Source organism: Rhizobium rhizoryzae, from assembly GCF_011046895.1.
GTDB classification, from domain to species: Bacteria; Pseudomonadota; Alphaproteobacteria; order Rhizobiales; family Rhizobiaceae; genus Neorhizobium; species Neorhizobium rhizoryzae.
Genome location: NZ_CP049249.1, coordinates 1,085,197 through 1,104,502, shown reverse-complemented (window position 1 = coordinate 1,104,502; position 19,306 = coordinate 1,085,197). Strand labels below are relative to the sequence as shown.

Here is a 19,306-nt window from a genome sequence, read left to right as displayed (position 1 = left end):
CAAGCATCATGGGGCCGAGACGCTTGGGAGGGCGAAACTTGGATAGCTTGGACCACAAGGCAGACTTCTGCCGTCGCATCATCGTCGAGGCTGGCACTATTGCACTGGCCGGTTACGGCAAGGCGCGACAGACGCAGATGAAGGGGCCTCAGGATTATCTGACCGAAACAGATGGTCGCTGCGAGGAGTTCCTTCGGCAACAACTGCTGGAAGCCTTTCCGGACGATGGCTTTTTCGGTGAGGAAAGCGGTGGCACCTCCGGGGAAAAGCTTTGGGTCGTCGACCCCATCGACGGGACGGCCAATTTCGCTCGTAACATTCCGCATTTCTGTATTGCCATCGCCTACGTGGTCGACGGCGTGACCGAGATCGGCGCGATTTATAATCCGGTTCTCAAAGAGCTCCATTTCGCACAGCGCGGACGCGGTGCCACATGCAACGGCGTTTCGATCTGGGTTTCCGATCGTTCCGAGGCAAGTTCTGCGACGGTAGAGCTGGGCTGGTCCACGAGAATCGCCAAAAGCGACTATCTCTCATCGCTTGAAGATCTCATCGATGCGGGCTTCAACGTTCGCCGCGCCGGCTCCGGCGCGCTGGGCATCGCCTACGTCGCGGATGGTCGCAACGACGCTTATGCTGAAGCGCACATGAACTCATGGGATTGTCTTGCTGGCTTGCTGATGGTCGAGGAAGCAGGCGGCCTCGTCTGCTCTTTCGAAGGACCTGAAAAGATCCTGCGCGGTGGTCCCGTTCTGGCGGTTACCCCGCGCCTCGCTGAAGCTGTTTGCCGGGCCACCGGCATCGCATTGAAAGCTGGATAGCCGCCGATATCGGGCAATCGAGGAGGATCGCCTGACATCACTAATTACGCGGCGCATTCACAAAACTGTTGCACAGCTGTGCATATTATCTGTGACAAGGAGGCACGGATGAGCGGTTATTTGAACATATCACAGACGCGCGTTCGCTATGGCGAGACAGAGATCCTCAAAGGGGTTGATTTGTCCGTCAATAAGGGCGAATTCGTTGCGCTGTTGGGCTCGTCGGGCTGCGGCAAAACAACATTGCTGCGAACGGTTGCGGGTTTCAACACGCCAACGCATGGCACGATTTCCATCGACGGCAAGGATGTCACCCGCCTTCCGCCTGACAAGCGGGGCATGGCGCTGGTGTTCCAGTCCTACGCTCTCTGGCCACATATGACAGTGGACCAGAACATCGGCTATGGCCTAAAACTCCGGCGCACCGAAACCAGCATCGCGAAAAAACGCATCGATGAGATGAAGGGGCTTCTGGGCCTTGATGCACTTGGCCATCGCAAGCCGGGAGAGCTTTCCGGGGGACAGCGTCAGCGCGTGGCGCTGGGGCGGGCCTTAGCAATCAATCCGGAAATTCTGTTGCTGGATGAACCGCTTTCCAACCTTGATGCCCGCATTCGACTGACAGTTCGCCACGAGATCAGCGCCCTCCAGCGTCGCCTCGGGATCACAGCCGTCCACGTGACGCATGATCGTGAGGAAGCCATGGTGATGGCCGACAGGATCGTCATCCTGAATGCCGGGGAAATCGCGCAGGTTGGCTCACCGCTCGAGGTTTACAACAGGCCGAATTCAGCCTTCGTTGCAGCCTTCATGGGCGCCGAGAACCTGATCGATCTCGATATCGTGGTGCACGGCGAAGCGGTGGATGTGAAGGAAGGCCACTACAATGGTCCCGCCTCATTTTCGAAAGCCGGCAGAGAGCTTTCCACGGGTGCAGCAATCGCCAGGTTCCGCAGCGAGGCCATCACGCTTTCTGCCAAAGGGGATCACAGCCATACATCCGGGCAGCCTCACCTTCTGCTTCACGGACATGTCGAGCAAGTCAGCTATCCGGGCGGCATCTGGCGGCATGTCATCCATATCGGCGACCGTACCGTGATCGTGGATTCGCACACCCGCTTCGAAGACGGAGCGGAGGTCGAAATGCGCATTCCGGAAGATCGGCTTTACATCTTTCCCCCCAACTGAAGGGGAAGACGGAGCGAACGCTCCGACCGGCGGATGCCTATCCGCCGTTCAACCCGGGCTCCGGCGTACATGAACGGGCCTGCATTGCCTTGGACAACAAAACCCCAAAGGGAGGTTGCAATGAAGAAAGTAGCGTATTCAATCCTGGCGCTCGGCCTCAGCACCTCGCCGCTCATGGCGCAGGAACTGACTGTCATGACGGCGGGTGACCAGAACATGGTTGATTACATCAACGAGTTTCTCGGACCAATGTTCGAAAAGCAGAACCCGGGCGTCAAGGTTCGCGCTGTCGGAACCGGCCCCGGCGATGCAGGCTCGCAGAAGATCCTTGAGCGTTTCGATGCGCAGGCGCAGGCTAATGTACAGACATGGGATGCAGACGTTGCCGTGGTGCATGAGAAGTTCGTCGGCCCGATGGTCGAAAAGAGCTATCTGGAAAAGTACCGTGGTAAGATCGAAAGCGGTGCTCTTGTGACGCGCGCCAATGCCAAGATGGCGCTCGGCACCAATGTTGACGGCTATGTCATGCCGATGTTCAACAGCCAGACCGCACTTGCTTATAACCCCGTCCTCGTTCCAAATCCGCCAAAGAGCTACGAAGAGCTTGTTGCCTGGGCCAAGAAGAACCCCAAGCAGTTTGGCTATAACGGCATCAAGGGCGGCGCATCGGGCGTGAGCTTCGTCATGGGCTGGATCTACGCTTTCGGCGGCGATGCCGACAAACTTCAGAACGGCCCGTTCGATGCGGCACAGGCTGCAAAATGGAACGATTCCTTCAACAAGCTGAAGGATTTCACGACGAACGCGACCCTGACGCCCGGTAATGCCGGCACTCTGGACATGCTGAGCCGTGGCGAAATCGCCATTGGTCCGGTTTGGGTCGACATGTTCTATTCCTGGAAGGCCAAGGGCCAGTTGCCGCCGGACATGAAACTCGTGCTGCCTGCGCCGGGCATGCCGGGCCAGCCCATGCATTACACCATTCCTGCCAAGGCCCCGCACAAGGATCTGGCCGAGAAGTTCGTCAACCTTGCCACCAGCCCGGAAGTCCAGGCCAAGGGTATCGTGGAACGCTTCAACTGGTATCCGGGCATTGATGCGCAGCACGTGCAGGCCAAGCTCGACAAGGCAACCTGGGAAAAGCTCTTCACTGATATTTCCCCGGATGATCTCGCCAAGAACGGCAAGGCTTTCCCGATTGCTCCCTATAACAAGGCGATCCTCGAAGCCTACGAGCGTCAGGTCGGAAACTGACCAATCCTTAGGAGGATGCGGGTTCAGTCCCGCATCCTCACTTTTCCAGGCGACAAAACTCGCTCACCTCTCCATGCCGGGTGATCCCTCATGCCATTACCATTGATCGGGCTGCTGCTGGTCACGCCCGCCCTCATCATCGTGTTGCTTCTGTTCATCGTGCCGCTTGCAAGCTCGGTCACGGGCGCGTTCAACGCGGACGGGAGCTTCGGCTTCGCCAATTTCTACAAAGCCTTCGAGCTTTACAGCAGCGATATCCTGTTCACGATCGTCATCGTTTCGCTTTCGGCGGCGTTGATCGGCCTCTGCTCTGTGGCGATTGGCGGATACCTGACGCTGGGCTCCAATCCGAAGGCTGTTGCCATCCTGCGCTGGCTCTATCGCTGGCCGCTTTTCGTGCCTTTCATCGTGGTCGGCCAGATCCTGCGAACCTTTCTCGCGAAGAACGGCCTGATGAACAGCATGCTGATCGAAACCGGTCTGGTGACACCACTGCAAACCATGAGCTTTCTGGACTGGCGCGGCATTGTGATCGCCTTCGTCTGGAAACAGACGCCATTCGTCACGCTGCTGCTGGCGGGTGCCATGGCCTCGCTGGATCGTTCAATGATCGAGTCTGCGCGTAATCTGGGTGCAGGACGCCTGCGAATTCTCATCGAAATCATCCTGCCACAGGTTTTGCCAACGCTTATGGTCGGGCTCATTCTCAGCTTCGTCACGATGATGTCGGTGCTTTCGGTACCGTTGATGATCAACGCACAGTCCCCGACAATGATAACCGCAAGCATGGCTTTCCGCATCAATGCCTATGGTGATTATGGCGTGGCCAACGCGCTTGGCGTGATCTCGCTGCTCACCACCAGTCTTGTGGCCTGGATCTATCTGCGGCAAACCATGAGGGAACACAGATGAAAACGCTCATGATCGATCTGAAGTGGATACCGCGTGCGCTGGGCCTTGGCCTTCTCGCCTTCGCGATCTTCGGGCCGCTGACGAACCTGCTGCTTTGGGCTATCGCAGAGAAGTGGTATTTCCCCCATGCGCTGCCGCTGCAATACGGATTTTCCTATTGGGTGAACGTATTCTCACCGCGCGGTAACGCAACGGGCTCCCTGTTGATGAGCATTCTCATCGCCAGCCTGACCGTGGTGCTCTCCATCGGTCTCGCGATACCGGCGGGTTATGCCCTGGCGCGCCTGAAGTTGCCGCTACGCGGTCTTATCCTGCTTATCCTCCTTATACCGCAAGCCTTCCCTAACCTGCCGGTCTACGTAAATATTGCCCGTATTTTCTACCAGTTTGGTTTGAATGGAACAGTCATCGGCGTCGTGCTGGTGCATGTCACCCACGGGCTGGTCTATGCGGTTTGGATCGCAACAGCTGCATTTTCCGCCATCGACCGCGAGTTGGAAGAAGCTGCTCGCTCCATGGGCGCCTCGGCGATGCGTACTTTTCGGGATGTCACCTTGCCGATTGCGGCACCCGGCCTTCTCGCCAGCGCCGTCTTCGTGTTTCTGGAATCGCTCGACGAGTTTACCGGCACCTATTTCGTGGGCGCGCCGGATATCTCCACCCTGCCGCTCCTGCTCTATACGGCAAGCTCCGGCGGTAACTATCAGATTGCTTCTATCACCGCTCTCATCCTACTTATTCCGTCGATTGCGTTCATGCTGGTCATTGAACGCTTCCTGCGGGCGGATGTGCTTTCCAAGGTGGGCCGGTAATGGCAGAGAAAAACGGCACAGATGAAATGGAGTTGCCGCGCTTCATCAGTGCGCATGAAGTCGCACAACGTGCAGGTGTCTCGCGCTCTGCCGTTTCCCGCACCTTCACGCACGGAGCCAGCGTCTCGCCTGCGACGCGAGAGAAGGTGCTCCGGGCAGCTGAAGAGCTTGGCTATCAGGTCAATGATCTGGCGCGCGGACTGCTGGCCAACCGCAGCCAATTGATCGGTATGATCGCCTCCGATGCGGAAACGCCGTTCCGTTCGCAGCAGATCGCTGCCCTTTCGCGCCTCCTGATCGAAAGCGGCAGGGTTCCGGTGCTGATCACAACCGATCAGACAGAAGCAGGCCGCGCCTCGCATGCAACCCTCCTGCGCTACCGGGCGGAAGCCACGATCATTCTTTCCGGCATGCCATCCAAGGCGTTTGTCGATCTCGCACAACGCAACGGTCAGCCGCTGATCGCCGTTGGCCGAAGCGAAGTTGGGCCGGACCACATCCGCATCAACAACGCGCTGGCAGCAGAAACGGCGGTGGACCTTTTCGCCGCGCGAGGCATGCGGCGCATCGGCCTTGTAACGTCCGCCGTTGGCAGCCCCAACCTTGTGGAACGCGAAGAGGCTTACACGCGCAAGGCAAGGGACCTCGGACTCGAAGTTCATGTAGAGCGGGCCGAGCGAACCAATTACGATGGTGGAACGCTGGCAGCATCACTGCTTCTGACCAAGGAACGCAAGATCGAAGGCGTTTTCTGCGTCAACGACCTCATGGCGTTCGGACTAATGGATTATGCCCGCGACATGCTGGGGCTCTCGATCCCGGCCGATCTGTCGGTCATCGGTCTCGATGACGTACCGCAGGCCCGCTGGGGCGCCTACCGGCTGACCACCTTCCAGCAGAATGCGGAGCGGCAGGCGCGGGAGATCTTGCAGGTTCTGGAGCAACGGCTGAAGGAACCGACCGCGGCGCCGATCGTCTCGCAACTCGATCTGCCACTGGTCGTCCGCGAGACGGTCCGACCCTTGCCCGGGAAAAAACCAGAACCTTCAAAAGGAAACGAAGCCGAATGAGCGAATGGCACTCGATCTGGCTGATGCCTGCCGCAGACGACCTGCAATTCTTTCAAGCGATCGTCGATGATCTGTCTGAGCGCTTCGATACTGAATCATTCTGCCCTCATCTGACCCTTATGGAAGACATGCCGCGGTCGCGGGATGATCTGGCGGCGGTGCTGAGCCATCATTTCGCCGGACAGACTTCGTTTGAGGCGAAGATCAATCGCGTCGACGGTTTGCCGCTGTTTTTCCGCTCGCTCTTTGCAGGTTTTGACGCTGCCGGTCCTCTTATCGGCCTGAAGACGCGGGCGGTGAAAGCCTTTGAGCGCGGCGAAGTGGAAAGCTTCATGCCACATATTTCGCTCGCTTACGGCGTGACCGAAGAGCAGAAAGCGGCACCGATCGCGGATCTCAGTACCCGCCTGACCGGCAAAGTGATCCGCTTCACGGAAGTTGTGGTCACAGCTTCGGCTCAATCCATCCCCATCAAGGACTGGCAGATCGTTTACCGCCATGTCCTTGAATGAAGGGCGTCAGTAAGTTGCCCGCCCGCCGGAAAGATCGAACACCGCACCCGTCGTGAAGCTGTTCTCGGCGGAAACCAGCCATGTCACCATGGCAGCCGCCTCTTCTACCTTCAGGAAGCGACCACGCGGAATTTTCGATCGCATATATTCGATGAATTCGTCGCTCAACTGTTCGAGGATGCGCGTCTGCGCCGTCGCGGGCGTAATGCAGTTCACGGCAATATCGAAGCCCGCCAGTTCCTTGCCGAGCGATTTCGTCATGCCGATCACCGCCGCTTTTGAGGCGGAATAGGCGGACGCATTTGGATTGCCTTCCTTGCCCGCGATGGAAGCGATGTTGACGATGCGTCCGTAATTGCGCGCTTTCATTCCTGGCACACAGACGCGGTTGACGTGGAATGTACCATGCACGTTGATATCGATGATTTTCTTGAACATCTCGACATCGTAGACATCGAGCGGCGCTGCGGGTCCGGCAATGCCTGCCGAATTGACGAGGATGGAGACAGGACCCTGCCTCTCCTCGCTCTCCCGATGCGCAGCCTCGACAGCTGGATAGTCCGTGATATCGACAGCCACGCTTCGGGCATTGGCACCAAGAGCTGAAACCGCCTCCGACAGCAGTGCTTCGTTCACGTCCCACAGGGTAACCTTGGCGCCCGATTCCACGAAGCGTTTGGCCATGGCGAAGCCCAAACCTTGAGCCCCGCCAGTCACGACAGCGTGCTGGCCTGAAAGATCATAACTGTTCATATGTTATTCCTTGACCGCACCGGTCATCGACGAAACGTAGTAGTCCACGAAGAACGAGTAGAGGATGACGACTGGCAGAGAACCAAACAGCGCACCGGCCATCAGCGAACCCCATTCGAAGATATCGCCTCGCACCAGTTCGGTCAGAACGCCCACCGGCACAGTCTTGTTTTCAGAAGACTGGATAAAGGTCAGCGCATAGATGAACTCGTTCCACGACAGCGTGAAGGCAAAGATGCCTGCCGAAATCAGTCCCGGCACCGCGAGCGGCAGAATGATCTTGGAGAGGATCTGCCAGCGACTTGCCCCGTCCACCAAGGCGCTTTCTTCCAGTTCGAACGGAATCGACCGGAAATAGCCCATCAGCAGCCAGGTGCAGAAAGGAATGAGGAAGGTTGGATAGGTGAAGATCAGCGCCAGACGCGAGTCATAAATGCCGATCTTGAAGACGATGAAGGCAAGCGGAATGAAGAGGATGGATGGCGGCACCAGATAGGCCAGGAAGATGAACAGGCCGATGGACCGCGATCCGGTAAAGCGGATCCGCTCAATCGCGTAAGCGCCGAATACGGACGCCAGAAGCGACAGGAAGGTAGAGGCAAAGGCCACGACCATCGTGTTCCACAGCCAGCCGGGATAGGAGGTTTCGAACAGCAGATACTTGATGTGATCAAGTGTTGCGCCGACCACCCAGAACGGGCTGTAGTTGTCATAATCCGTCAGCTGCGAATTCGGCTTCACCGCTGTAATCGCCATCCAGTAGAACGGAAACAGCAGCACGAAGACGAAGAGCGCCATCGGAATATAAATGGTAACGATACGGCGCGGCAGCCTGTTGAGATAGGACATGCCCTGGCTGTCGTCGGTGAGCGCCCCATCGGCGGCCTGTACCTTGGTATTCATTGACCAGATCCTCAATCAGAGCATTTGCAGAAAGAACCGAGCCGGTTCCCTATCCGGAAATGCGTCAAACTCTCTCAATCGCCGCCGCCCTGCTGCCACTTGCGTCGCTGCAGGCCGAAGAAGGAAAACATGATGGCAGCCAGCAGGAAGGGCACCATGGCAACCGCAATGGCAGCGCCCTCGCCCAGCTGTCCGCCCGGAATGGCGCGCTGGAAGGAAAGCGTTGCCATCAGATGCGTGGCATTCACTGGACCGCCCTTGGTCAGGACGTAGATCAACTGGAAATCCGTGAAGGTGAACAGCACCGAGAAGGTCATCACCACGGCAATGATCGGCGTCAGCATCGGCAGGGTCACATGCCGGAAACGCTGCCAGCTTGAAGCGCCGTCCAGGGAAGCGGCTTCCTGAAGCGATGCTGGTATGGTCTGCAGGCCGGCAAGCAGCGAGATGGCGACGAACGGAATGCCGCGCCAGACATTGGCTGCAATGACCGAGGCACGTGCATTGGTCGGATCGCCCAGGAAGTTGATCGGCGCATCGATCAGTCCCATTTTCATCAACGACCAGGAGACGATCGAGAACTGAGCGTCATAGATCCACCAGAAGGCCAGCGCCGAAAGAACAGTGGGCACGACCCAGGGCAGCAGCACGATGGCGCGGAAAAAGGATTTGAACGGCAGGTGCTCGTTCAACAAAAGCGCCAACCACAGACCGAGGGCAAATTTCAGGACGGAGGCAACCGTCGTATAGAGGACGGTATTGAACACCGACATCCAGAACACGCTATCGCTCCAGAGGAACTGATAGTTCTCGAGCCCGATAAATATGCCGTCCCGGCCGATCTTCGTATCGGTGAACCCGAGCCACACGCCTAACCCAAGCGGATAGGTGAGAAAGCACAGCAGGAACACTGCCGCGGGAAGCATGAAAAGAAAGCCGAGAAAATCGCGGTTGTTGCCGAGACGGGCACCGAGCGAACGCTGCGGCGCATTCTGACCGGCCGATGAGGGCATCGTCATGACGGTTTACTCCAAAGCGCTGAAAATCGGAGGGGCGACAAGCGCGCCCCTCCGGCTATCATCCTGTTAGACGCGGTAGTAGCGGTTGGCGCGCTTCTCCGCCTGCGCCATGGCATCTTCCGGCGTGGAAGCACCCGTCACGGCGGCGGCGAACATGTCGACCAGAACATAGTCGGCCATCACGGCAGCCGAAGCGTAGCCCAGCGGGCCGGCATAGCCGTTCGGACGCAGTGTTTCCGAGGCCTTGGCATAGGGCGCGTGGATCGGGTTTTCCGTCCAGACCGGGTTGCTGGCGAACGCCTTCAGCGGCTGGCAGCAATAGGCGCTGGAGCCCTTGATCCAGGCATTCATCTGGTCAGCTTCCATCATGAACTTGATGTAGGCCTTTGCGGCTTCCGGATACTTGGTGTGCTTGAAGAGCAGCAGGGAACTCGTCTGGTGAAGCTCGATGCTCTTGCCAACCGGGCCGACCGGGAAGTTGGTGCTGCGCATGTCGGCAGCAATTTCCGCCAGCTTCGGATCGTTCTTGGCAGCGTAGTAGATGGAAACGCCGTTTGCCGTGAGCGACACCTGACCGGCCAGGAAGGCACGGTTATTGTTGATGTCGAGCCAGCTTTCCGTGCCCGGAATGAAGGTGGAATAGAGTTCCTTGGCATATTTGATGGCGGCCAGCGTTTCCGGTGAGTTGATCGTCACCTTGCCGCTTTCGTCCACCATCTTGGCGCCATGGCTCCACAGCAGCCAGTGAGCGTAGTTGTTGCCATCACCAACCGCCTTGCCATGCGGGAAGCCGGCAGGCGTGCCCTTGGCCTTCATCGCCTTGCAGAGTTCCAGGAAGCCCTTCGTATCCTTCGGGAATTCGCTGAAGCCCGCCGCCTTCATGTGGCTGTCGCGATAGACGACGGCGTTGCCGATGGCCGTCAGAGGCATGGCAATGAACTTGCCTTCGCGCGTCGCATAGCCCTTCACGCCATCGTAGAAGCCACCATACTTGCCGTCGAGATAGGTGCCGAGCTCTGTCAGATCCAGAAGCTTGTCAGGGTACTGATGCGCGTCGTCGAACCAGCACATCACGAGATCGGGGCCGGAACCGACATTTGCCGCAACGGCCGCCTTCGGGCGGATGTCTTCCCAGCTTTCCTTGTCGATACGCACTTCGACGCCGGTCGCTTCCGTGAACTTCTTGGTGTTTGCCAGCCAGGCCTCTTCATCGCCCTTGACGAAGGGCGTCCAGCGCAGAAGGCGAAGGCTTGCCCCCTTTTCCGGCGTGTATTTCGGCTCTGCCGCGAATGCAGGATTGATACCGAAACCGGAAAGACCGGCAGCACCGGCCAGACCTGCGGTTCCGGCCAGGAATGTTCTTCTCTTGATCGACATGTTTACTCCTCCTCCGTTATCGGGACAAAGTCGCGTTCCACATTCCGGCTGCCCCTTGCCGGTCATGCCGCGCTACCATGCGCCGGATGATCCAGAATTGGACGGGGCTCCTCTTCCCCGGCCAAATCTCGTTGATCACGCGGTCAACCGCATTCCTGTCTGCTCATCGAAAAGATGAACATGCTCCGCATCGATATTGATCGAGATGTTCTCGCCCGGACGGGCCGGGATACGTTCGCGGAAAACGCAACTCACTTCCGCGCCACCGAACTGCACGACCATCTGCGTCTCGTAGCCGGTCGGCTCCGTCACCACGACGGGAACAGAATAGCCATTGGGATCGAGACGAATATATTCGGGCCGCAAACCGTAGACGAGATCGCGACCGGCTGCATTCGCATAGGCTCGCGTCAGCGGCAGCCGGGTGCCGTCCTTGGCCACGAAATGCATGGGATCCTGCGGGTCCAGCCTGCCCTTGATCATGTTCATGGCCGGGGAACCGATGAAGCCCGCGACGAACAGGTTGTTCGGCCGGTCATAGAGTTCCAGCGGCGAACCGATCTGCTCCACACGCCCGTCATGCATGACCACGATCTTGTCGGCCATGGTCATGGCTTCGATCTGGTCATGCGTCACATAGACCGTCGTTGTCTTGAGCCGCTGATGCAATTCCTTGATCTCGGCACGCATGGCAACACGCAGCTTGGCGTCAAGGTTGGAAAGCGGCTCATCGAAAAGGAAGACCTGGGGATCGCGCACGATGGCGCGCCCCATGGCCACCCGCTGACGCTGTCCACCGGAGAGCTGCCGTGGATAGCGGTCGAGCAGATTGGTAAGGCCCAGGATACCGGCCGCGTAGTTGACACGCTTGTCGATTTCCGCCTGCGGTGCCGAATTCAGCATCAGCGAAAACGCCATGTTCTTGGCAACGGTCATGTGGGGATAGAGCGCGTAGTTCTGGAACACCATTGCGATGTCGCGTTCCTTTGGCGGCAGGTTGTTGACCTGCCGGCCACCAATGCGGATTTCGCCACCGGAAATATTCTCAAGCCCAGCCAGCATGCGCAGCAGTGTGGATTTTCCACAACCGGACGGCCCGACAAGAATGACGAACTCGCCATCCTCGATATCGATATTGACCCCCTTGATGACGGGGAAGGCGCCAAAGGATTTTTTCACCTCGGCAAATTGAACGGTAGCCATGCGTCTCCTCCCAGAGTGCGATGTCAAATTTCGTCGTCTGTTGGCGCAAACGGCAGGCTCCTCCAGCCTCGCCGCTTCGCCTCGCTGTTATCCGCGTCCCACGAACGGCATTTTTGTTGCCATCACGGTCATCGTCAGAACATTGGCGTCGAGCGGCAGGCCCGCCATGTAGACCACCGCGTCCGCGATATGGCGCGAGTCGATCGTCGGTTCGGCCGCCATGCTGCCGTTTGCCTGGATCACACCCGCAGCGATCTTCTTCGTCATGTCGGTCGCCGCATTGCCGATATCGATCTGGCCACAGGCGATATCGAAATCGCGGCCATCCAGTGCTGTTGATTTCGTCAAACCGGTAATCGCATGCTTGGTTGCGGTATAGGGCGACGAATTCGGCCTCGGCGTGGTGGCGGAAATGGAACCGTTGTTGATGATGCGGCCGCCGCGCGGGTTCTGCGCCTTCATGAGCCTGAACGCCCCTTGCGTGCACAGAAATGCACCCGTCAGGTTAGCCGAAACCACATTGCTCCATTGTTCGAAACTGATCTCTTCGAGCGGAACGCCAGGTGCGCTCATGCCTGCATTGTTGACCAGCACGTCCAGACGACCGAATGTCTCGGAGATCTGGTCGTATAGCGCCTTCACCGCATCGGGGTTGCCAATATCGGCGCTGATCGCATGCACCGCTGCTCCGGTTTCGTCGCGAAGTTCACGCGCAGCGGTTTCCAGCACGTCCAGTCTGCGGCCCGTGATCACCACCACATAACCAGCCTTGGCAAGGCCTCGAGCAATAGCCCGCCCAACGCCCGTACCGCCGCCCGTTACAAGAGCGATCTTTCCTGTCATCCGGTTCGTATCCTCACTCATCCCAGATGACCTCCCAATTCGTCCTCGATATGAATGCGGATGATCTCATCGAAGGTAGACTCGGCTCTGAAACCAAGACCAACTGCCCGGCTTGCATCGAAGTTCGTTGGCCAACCGGCCACGATCTTGGCGATAACCGGATCCGGCTCCTTGCGGATCAGCGAGACTGCTTTTTCGCCTGCCACACGGCGCAGTGCCTCGATTTCCTCGCCGACCAGGGCAGAGAGACCGGGCATGGTGAGATTGCGGCGCGGACCGACCTTGGAGAGATCAAGCGTCGCACCATGCACGAAGAAGCCAACCGCCGAGCGCGGGCTCGCAAACCAATGGCGGACATTTTCATCCACCGGAAGCACGGCTTCCTTGCCGGAAAGCGGTTCGCGCAGAATGTTGGAGAAGAAGCCGGATGCCGCCTTGTTGGGTGTGCCCGGTCGAATGCAGATCGTCGGCAGGCGAATGCCAAGACCGTCAAAAATCCCGCGCCGCGAATAATCCGCCAGCAGCAGTTCCGCGATAGCCTTCTGTGTGCCGTAACTGGTCAATGGCGTCGTGAAGAACTCGCCGCCGATCACATCCGGGAAGGGTGCGCCGAAGACCGCAATGGAGGAGGCAAAGATCACACGCGGCACGTAAGGCTCTTTCAAACCTGCCTGCCTGATGGCTTCGAACAGCAACCGCGTGCCATCGAGATTGATGGTATAGCCCTTGTCGAAATCGGCTTCGGCCTCGCCGGAAACGATGGCCGCAAGATGGAAAATCAGATCCGGTCGCTGTTCGATAAGCTTTTCAGCGGATCCCTGCGCAGCAAAATCAAGCGTCAGAACCGACGAGACGGAAGCAAGGCTTTGCGGCACCGGCGACGGAAAAGCGTCCGCCAGTATCAACTGATCGATGCTGGCGCCGAGGCAATCCGGTTCACGACCGAGCCTTTCCACCAGTTTCCGGCCTACCATCCCGGCAGACCCAATGACCAGAACTTTCATGTGCGGCGCTCCTCCCTGCCGTATTTCATTTTATACTTGCCTTCAGACGGCAACGGCGCGCAGCGCCTTCGTGGTCTCGTAAATGCGGGTCAGATGCCTTCGAAAAGCATCCACCACGGCATCATCATCCTTACGCTTCAGCGCCTCCACGATTTCCACATGGTCTTCGTAGCTGTTCTCCGTGGCACCCGGCTTCGCCATGGCCTGACGGCGATAGTCCATCAGATAACCGTAGAGGTCCGTCACGATGTCGGTCAGCAATGGATTGCCGCACACCCGATAGATCGCCAGATGAAACTCCCGGTCGCAGATCAGAAAACGCATCGTATCCCGACCTGCTTCCCGCTGGGTCTCCAGCAGGTTTTCCAATTTCGCAATCGTTTCACCGTCCATGTTTCGGGCGGCCTGACGCACGACATCCAGTTCTACGAGCAGTCTTGCCGCATGAACGGCTTCAAGGTCATACCGGTCGATCACGCTTTTCGATGCCAGGGTGATCGGCAGATGGCTGAGATCGACATCCGCAACGCGACTGCGACTTCCCTGCGATACCTCGATAAACCCTTTGCCCGCGAGGATCTGAATGGCGCCCCGAACAGTCTCCCGGCTGACATGCAGTACGGTCGCGAGTTCACGCTCTCCAGGCAGTTCGTCCCCTGCTTTCAACATGCCGGTCGCAATCAAGGTCGTCAGCTTGTCTGCAACCACATCCCGTGCAGTCTGCCGGGTCACGGACCCGCCGACCATGGGAACCTGATGCAGTATGGCATCCGCCTTCATTGCCGCTTCCTCCGTCCGCCCTCGTCGATCAGCCTGATACTGGTCTACTGGCCGGACCACCGGATATGCACTGTATTTAAGGTTGCGTTAGCGTCAATGCAAATTCGTTGCTGCATCGCGGCAATTCTGCGTCATTTTCTCCCTTCGAATCTGGACATCCAACCCAAGCCGGCATCCGTTGTGGCACGCGGACGATACTCTGCGCCGATAGGACGATCCCAACCAAGGAATGCCAGACGAGACAGAACATAAGGGTAGTCGATTTCGCCGGAATCCGGCTCACCGCGATCAGGCACGGCAGCGATCTGAACATGTCCGACATGCGGCATCAGGCGTTCAAAACGCCGGCACAGATCGCCTTCCATGATCTGCACATGGTAGCAGTCGAACATGATCTTCAGATTGGCGTGCCCAACCTTCTCGATCACCGAAACAGCCTGCGCGGTGGTGCTCAGGAAGTAATCCGGCGCATCGCGGCTGTTGAGCGGCTCAATGAGAATGGTCTTGCCGTGGGCCGCAGCCAGTTCGCAGGCAATGGTCAGATTGGCGACATAAGTGGCATGAGCCACCTCACCAGACGCCTTACCCGCCATGACGTGAATGTTCGGTACATCGAGCGCCACCGCATAATCCAGCGCCTGGCGAATTGCTGTCTGCGCCTCCAGTTCCCGACCGGGAAGCGCGGCCAGACCGTTTTCGCCTGCCTCTACGCGTCCCCGAACCGTGTTGAGACCAAGCATCGCAAGACCGGTCTCATCCAGCGCCGCTTTCAGCCGATCGACACTCTCATTATACGGCCAGTGACATTCCACGGCATCGAAACCAGCGGACTTTGCAGCACGAATTGCGTCGGGAAGAGATAACTCCTGCCATAGAAATCCCAGATTGGCGGAAAAGCGTGTCGCCATCAGTCCCACTCCACATCGAATGTCGTGACAACCTTTGCGATCTGCTCCGGTGTCAGCATGCGCGGCTTCAGCCCATGGGTGAGCAGCGCGAGCTTCGCGGTCTCTTCCAGCTCTTCCACCGCATAGACTGCCGCCTCCAGATCCTTGCCGGCAACAACTGGCCCGTGGTTGGCCAGCATGACCGCACTGCGCTTGCCCGCCAGTCCGCGGATCGCATCACCCATGGCGGGATCGCCAGGAATGAAATACGGCAGGAGCTTCACCTTGCCGAGCTTCATGATCGAATAGGCCGTCAGCGGCGGCAGCATGTTTTCCGGGTCGACATCCGGCAGCATTGAAAGCGCCACAGAATGGCAGGAATGCAGATGAACCACAGCGCCGGTTCGCGTCGGGCGCGTCTCGTAGAAGGCCGAATGAAGCGGCATTTCCTTTGTGGGCTTGTCGCCACCGATCAGACGTCCATCCGCATCGAACAGCGAAAGCCTGCCCGGATCCAGGCTACCGAAAGAACTGCCGGTCGGCGTGACCAGAAGCCGACCATCAGAAAGCCTTGCCGAGATATTGCCGGAAGAACCGCCTGTCAGACCTCGCTCGAACAGCGATCTGGCCATGCGGCATATATCGTCCCGCAGCCGCGCCTCTTCGCTCATGAGGCCTCCAGAAGGCAGAACGCCTGTGCGAAGAAGTCTTCCGCTCCGAAATTGCCGGACTTAAGCGCCAGTGCGATGGTGCGACCTTCAAGGTTCGCATAGGTCCAAGGCACGCCCGGTGCGATTTCCTTGCCGATCGATAGCTGCCTGACACCGAGCGCATTGACGACTGCGCCGGATGTTTCTCCCCCGGCAACCACGAAACGGCTGACGCCAAGTCGCGTTGCGTCCTGCGCGATCCTGGCCAACGCCTCCTCAACCAGCGCACCAGACTTTTCGACGCCAAGCGCCAGCTGAAAGTTGCGCACCTCATCCGGCTCCGCCGTGGCATAAACGAGCTTGGCCTTATCGATTGGAACGCTTCGCAGCCAATTCAGCGCAGGTTCCACACCTTTCTCTGCCAAAGCCAGAGGATCGAGCCTGTAGCTTTCCGCATGAGGCAGATAGCGCCCAACCTGTTTGCGGGTCATGGCTGAGCAACTGCCGGAGAGTACGATCTGCCCCTCTCCTACGCGAACCTGAGTTCCCTGGCTGCGTGAGCCCGAAAGTTCCCCCGCATCGGCCAGCAACTTCGGCAAGGGCATTGCCAGCGCACTGCCGCCGGTTACGAGCCGAAACCCCATGGTTGCCTGTGCGATGACTGCCAGATCGTCGTCCGCAACCGCATCAACCACGACATGCCGCACGCCCTCGTTCTTCAGCGCGTCCAGTCGATCACGCAGCGCCTCGACGCCCTTGGCGACCACGAGCCGGTTTGCCAGCCCGACGGGTGAGGTCACCTGCGGCGAAAGCAGCCGGACAAGGCTTGAATCGCGCATCGGCGTCAGCGGATGATCTTTCATCGCGCTTTCATCAAGTGGCTGCTCGCCAACGAATAGATGCCCCATGAAAATGCTGCGCCCGTTCTCGGGGAAGGCCGGGCAATAGATGGTCTGGGATGCGCCAAGGCGCTGCATCAGGGCTTCCGAAACAGGACCGATATTGCCTTCGGCTGTGCTGTCGAAGGTGGAGCAATATTTCCAATAGAACCGCTTTGCACCGGCCTTTTCCAGCCAGTCGGCGGCGATCAAGGCCTGCTCGACAGCCTGCTCGACCGGTACGGTGCGGATTTTCAGCGCAATGATCTCGAAAGGCGCCACAGGCGTATCGTCAGACTTTGGCAGGCCAAGCCGCAGCGATACTGGCCAGCCGCTGCGCGACAGAAGCGCCGCAAGGTCGGTTGCGCCAGTAAAATCGTCAGCAATGGCGCCAAAGCTTATCTGCACAGATTATCCCTCCATGCCAGGAAGCTTGATGGATGCACGTTCTGCCAGGATCTTCGCCACCGCTGCATCATCCTCCAGTCCGAGACCGGACTCAGTTGCTTCCTTGAACAGGGCCAGTGCGGCTGCACTGAGCGGCGTGCTGGCACCTGCCTTGTCAGCCTCGCTGGTCACGATACCGAGATCCTTGACGAAGATGTTGACCGCCGAACGTGGCGTGTAGTCGCCATCCACAATGTGCGCCCCCCTGTTTTCGAACATCCAGGAGGAGCCTGCAGACACGCGAATGACGTCGAATACGGTTCGGAGATCGAGGCCTTCGGCGGCAGCCAAAGTCAGCGCCTCCGCCGTTGCCGCGATATGGACACCCGCCAGCAACTGGTTGATCATCTTGACCTTGGAGCCGAGACCGACCTCCGAGCCAAGCCGGAATACCTTTGCTGATACGGCATCCAGCGCCGCGGCTGCATGGTCGAACGCTTGGTCGGGCCCTGAAGCCATGACCGTGATTTCGCCCGCCAAAGCCTTGATATGACCGCCGGACACCGGCGCATCGATGACCTGCATACCCGCGCTGCTCAGCCGCTCAGCAAGTTCCATAGTGGCAGTGGGTGCCATGGTGACACAGAGAAGAAATACGGTGCCAGCCTTGGCAGATTTCAGCGCGCCTCGCTCACCGAACAGAACCTCTTCGGCCTGCCGGGAGTTCACGACGAAGACGAAAACCACGTCGCTTTCGCCAGCACTGGCAGCGTCCGGATAGGCTTTGCCGCCCTCCTTCTCGAAACTGGCCAATACGTCGCTGCGGATATCCACGCCCTTCACATCGAAGCCCGCGCGCAACAGGGAAAGTGCGGCACCCCAGCCCATGGAGCCTAGACCGATGACTGTCGCTGTCATTTGCCTCGTCATGCTGGCGCCTCCCAACGCAATCATGCTTGACACTGGTATCGATACCGGTATCGGTAACGTATGAGGTGATTGTTAACTCTGTCAACCGGGAAATTTCTAAAACAGGATTTCGCACATGCGTCAGCCAACATTGGAAGAGGTGGCGGCTAGGGCCGGTGTCAGCAAAATGACGGCCTCGCGAGCCCTCAGGGGCGCACGCGATGTATCCGCAGCGAGCATCGAGAAGGTCAAGGTTGCAGCAGAGCAACTGGGCTATGTCGGCAATCAGCTTGCGCTTTCTTTATCGTCGCGCCGGACCAATCTCATAGGCGTCGTCATTCCCAGCATGTCCAATATCGTGTTCCCGGAAGTGCTTGGCGGCATCATCAGCGGATTGGAAGGCTCTGGCCTCCAGCCGGTTTTCGGCGTCAGCGATTACGACCTCGACAAGGAACGAGACATCATCCGCAACATGCTGTCATGGAAGCCCGCAGCGCTCATCATTACAGGGTTGGATCAGCCGGAAGAGACGCGTAAACTGCTGCGACAGAGCGATATTCCCGTCATTCAGATCATGGACCTGGACGGGGAGCCAATAGATTTCGTGGTTGGTCTTTCCCACACACAAGCAGGGCGCGACATGGCCGAGGCCATTCTTGCATCTGGCCGCAAACGGATCGGCTACATCGGCAGTGCGGTCGACCGTGACCGACGAGCCATCAAACGCCGCGCCGGTTTTGAGGCAGCCCTTCAGGATAACGGCCTGACCTTCGTTTCGGTCGAAACCAGTCTTGACGCTTCATCTTCCCGGCTCGGGAGAGATCTGACCGAACGCCTGCTCGCGCGGCATCCGGATCTTGATTGCATCTATTGCTCGAACGACGATATGGCGGCAGGCAGCCTGTTTGCCTGCATGAAGCTAGGGCGAGATGTGCCAGGCGACATTCTCATCGCAGGCTTCAACGGGCTGGAGATAACAAGCGCGCTGCCTGTTCGAATTGCCACCTCGACATCACCCCGCAGAGCCATTGGCGAACAGGCGGCGCAACTCGCCTTGGCAGCGATGAACGGCAACGGAAAGGATCTCGCCCGCCGCATCGAGTTGCGGGCAGAGATCACACTGGGCGATGCAGAGAAATGAACC

At 58.6% G+C, this 19,306-nt stretch carries 20 protein-coding genes; 8 read left to right on the top strand and 12 right to left on the bottom strand.

Annotation, left to right across the window (positions count from 1 at the left end):
* The first annotated feature begins 38 nt into the window (after window positions 1-38).
* From G6N80_RS05880 to G6N80_RS05850, 7 genes are all read left to right on the top strand, one after another.
* Window positions 39-821, top strand: coding sequence for an inositol monophosphatase family protein (locus G6N80_RS05880; RefSeq protein WP_246251368.1), 783 nt, complete (start codon window positions 39-41; stop codon window positions 819-821).
* A 108-nt stretch (window positions 822-929) separates the two neighbouring features.
* Window positions 930-2,009 (top strand): ABC transporter ATP-binding protein, encoded by a 1,080-nt coding sequence (locus tag G6N80_RS05875; RefSeq protein ID WP_165132047.1) that lies wholly within the window; start codon window positions 930-932, stop codon window positions 2,007-2,009.
* Window positions 2,010-2,129: 120 nt separating this feature from the next.
* Window positions 2,130-3,263: an ABC transporter substrate-binding protein gene (locus tag G6N80_RS05870; RefSeq protein ID WP_062557014.1), complete on the top strand. Its 1,134-nt coding sequence runs from the start codon at window positions 2,130-2,132 to the stop codon at window positions 3,261-3,263.
* Between the two features lie 90 nt (window positions 3,264-3,353).
* On the top strand, window positions 3,354-4,175 hold the full coding sequence (locus G6N80_RS05865; RefSeq protein WP_062557015.1) for an ABC transporter permease: 822 nt from the start codon (window positions 3,354-3,356) through the stop codon (window positions 4,173-4,175).
* Window positions 4,172-4,987 (top strand): ABC transporter permease, encoded by an 816-nt coding sequence (locus G6N80_RS05860; RefSeq protein WP_062557016.1) that lies wholly within the window; start codon window positions 4,172-4,174, stop codon window positions 4,985-4,987. Before G6N80_RS05865 ends, G6N80_RS05860 begins: the two co-directional genes overlap by 4 nt.
* The gene (locus G6N80_RS05855) at window positions 4,987-6,057 is read left to right on the top strand and encodes a LacI family DNA-binding transcriptional regulator (RefSeq protein WP_165132044.1); all 1,071 of its coding nucleotides are present in this window, start codon (window positions 4,987-4,989) and stop codon (window positions 6,055-6,057) included. The genes G6N80_RS05860 and G6N80_RS05855 overlap by 1 nt, the downstream gene beginning before the upstream one ends.
* On the top strand, window positions 6,054-6,569 hold the full coding sequence (locus G6N80_RS05850; protein WP_165132041.1) for a 2'-5' RNA ligase family protein: 516 nt from the start codon (window positions 6,054-6,056) through the stop codon (window positions 6,567-6,569). Before G6N80_RS05855 ends, G6N80_RS05850 begins: the two co-directional genes overlap by 4 nt.
* Window positions 6,570-6,575: 6 nt before the next feature.
* On the opposite strand, the gene G6N80_RS05845 is transcribed toward G6N80_RS05850, so the two are convergent.
* The 12 genes from G6N80_RS05845 to ltnD form a co-directional block, all read right to left on the bottom strand.
* Entirely contained in the window at window positions 6,576-7,322 is a 747-nt protein-coding gene (locus G6N80_RS05845; protein WP_062557019.1) for an SDR family NAD(P)-dependent oxidoreductase, read from the bottom strand.
* A gap of 3 nt (window positions 7,323-7,325) precedes the next feature.
* On the bottom strand, window positions 7,326-8,225 hold the full coding sequence (locus tag G6N80_RS05840; protein ID WP_165132038.1) for a carbohydrate ABC transporter permease: 900 nt from the start codon (window positions 8,223-8,225) through the stop codon (window positions 7,326-7,328).
* 74 nt (window positions 8,226-8,299) lie between these two features.
* Entirely contained in the window at window positions 8,300-9,238 is a 939-nt protein-coding gene (locus tag G6N80_RS05835; RefSeq protein WP_376748618.1) for a carbohydrate ABC transporter permease, read from the bottom strand.
* A 72-nt stretch (window positions 9,239-9,310) separates the two neighbouring features.
* Window positions 9,311-10,621 carry an ABC transporter substrate-binding protein gene (locus G6N80_RS05830; RefSeq protein WP_062557022.1) on the bottom strand — a complete coding sequence of 437 codons (1,311 nt, stop codon included), beginning with the start codon at window positions 10,619-10,621 and terminating at the stop codon, window positions 9,311-9,313.
* A gap of 135 nt (window positions 10,622-10,756) precedes the next feature.
* Entirely contained in the window at window positions 10,757-11,824 is a 1,068-nt protein-coding gene (locus tag G6N80_RS05825; protein WP_062557023.1) for an ABC transporter ATP-binding protein, read from the bottom strand.
* Window positions 11,825-11,911: 87 nt separating this feature from the next.
* Window positions 11,912-12,688: an SDR family oxidoreductase gene (locus G6N80_RS05820; protein ID WP_165132035.1), complete on the bottom strand. Its 777-nt coding sequence runs from the start codon at window positions 12,686-12,688 to the stop codon at window positions 11,912-11,914.
* On the bottom strand, window positions 12,685-13,671 hold the full coding sequence (denD, locus tag G6N80_RS05815; protein WP_165132032.1) for a D-erythronate dehydrogenase: 987 nt from the start codon (window positions 13,669-13,671) through the stop codon (window positions 12,685-12,687). The genes G6N80_RS05820 and denD overlap by 4 nt, the downstream gene beginning before the upstream one ends.
* 42 nt (window positions 13,672-13,713) lie before the next feature.
* Window positions 13,714-14,451, bottom strand: a complete 738-nt coding sequence (locus G6N80_RS05810; protein WP_062557026.1) for a FadR/GntR family transcriptional regulator — start codon at window positions 14,449-14,451, stop codon at window positions 13,714-13,716.
* A gap of 131 nt (window positions 14,452-14,582) precedes the next feature.
* The gene (locus tag G6N80_RS05805; protein WP_165132029.1) at window positions 14,583-15,359 is read right to left on the bottom strand and encodes a hydroxypyruvate isomerase family protein; all 777 of its coding nucleotides are present in this window, start codon (window positions 15,357-15,359) and stop codon (window positions 14,583-14,585) included.
* Window positions 15,359-16,009, bottom strand: coding sequence for a 3-oxo-tetronate 4-phosphate decarboxylase (gene otnC / locus G6N80_RS05800; RefSeq protein WP_165132026.1), 651 nt, complete (start codon window positions 16,007-16,009; stop codon window positions 15,359-15,361). The genes G6N80_RS05805 and otnC overlap by 1 nt, the downstream gene beginning before the upstream one ends.
* Complete coding sequence (otnK, locus tag G6N80_RS05795; RefSeq protein WP_165132023.1) at window positions 16,006-17,274, bottom strand: 3-oxo-tetronate kinase; 1,269 nt, start codon at window positions 17,272-17,274, stop codon at window positions 16,006-16,008. The genes otnC and otnK overlap by 4 nt, the downstream gene beginning before the upstream one ends.
* Before the next feature lie 3 nt (window positions 17,275-17,277).
* Window positions 17,278-18,183: an L-threonate dehydrogenase gene (ltnD, locus tag G6N80_RS05790; RefSeq protein WP_165132020.1), complete on the bottom strand. Its 906-nt coding sequence runs from the start codon at window positions 18,181-18,183 to the stop codon at window positions 17,278-17,280.
* A 115-nt stretch (window positions 18,184-18,298) separates the two neighbouring features.
* Here ltnD and G6N80_RS05785 point away from each other — a divergent pair, with 115 nt between their 5' ends.
* Window positions 18,299-19,303 (top strand): LacI family DNA-binding transcriptional regulator, encoded by a 1,005-nt coding sequence (locus tag G6N80_RS05785; RefSeq protein WP_082547364.1) that lies wholly within the window; start codon window positions 18,299-18,301, stop codon window positions 19,301-19,303.
* The last annotated feature ends 3 nt before the right edge of the window (window positions 19,304-19,306 follow it).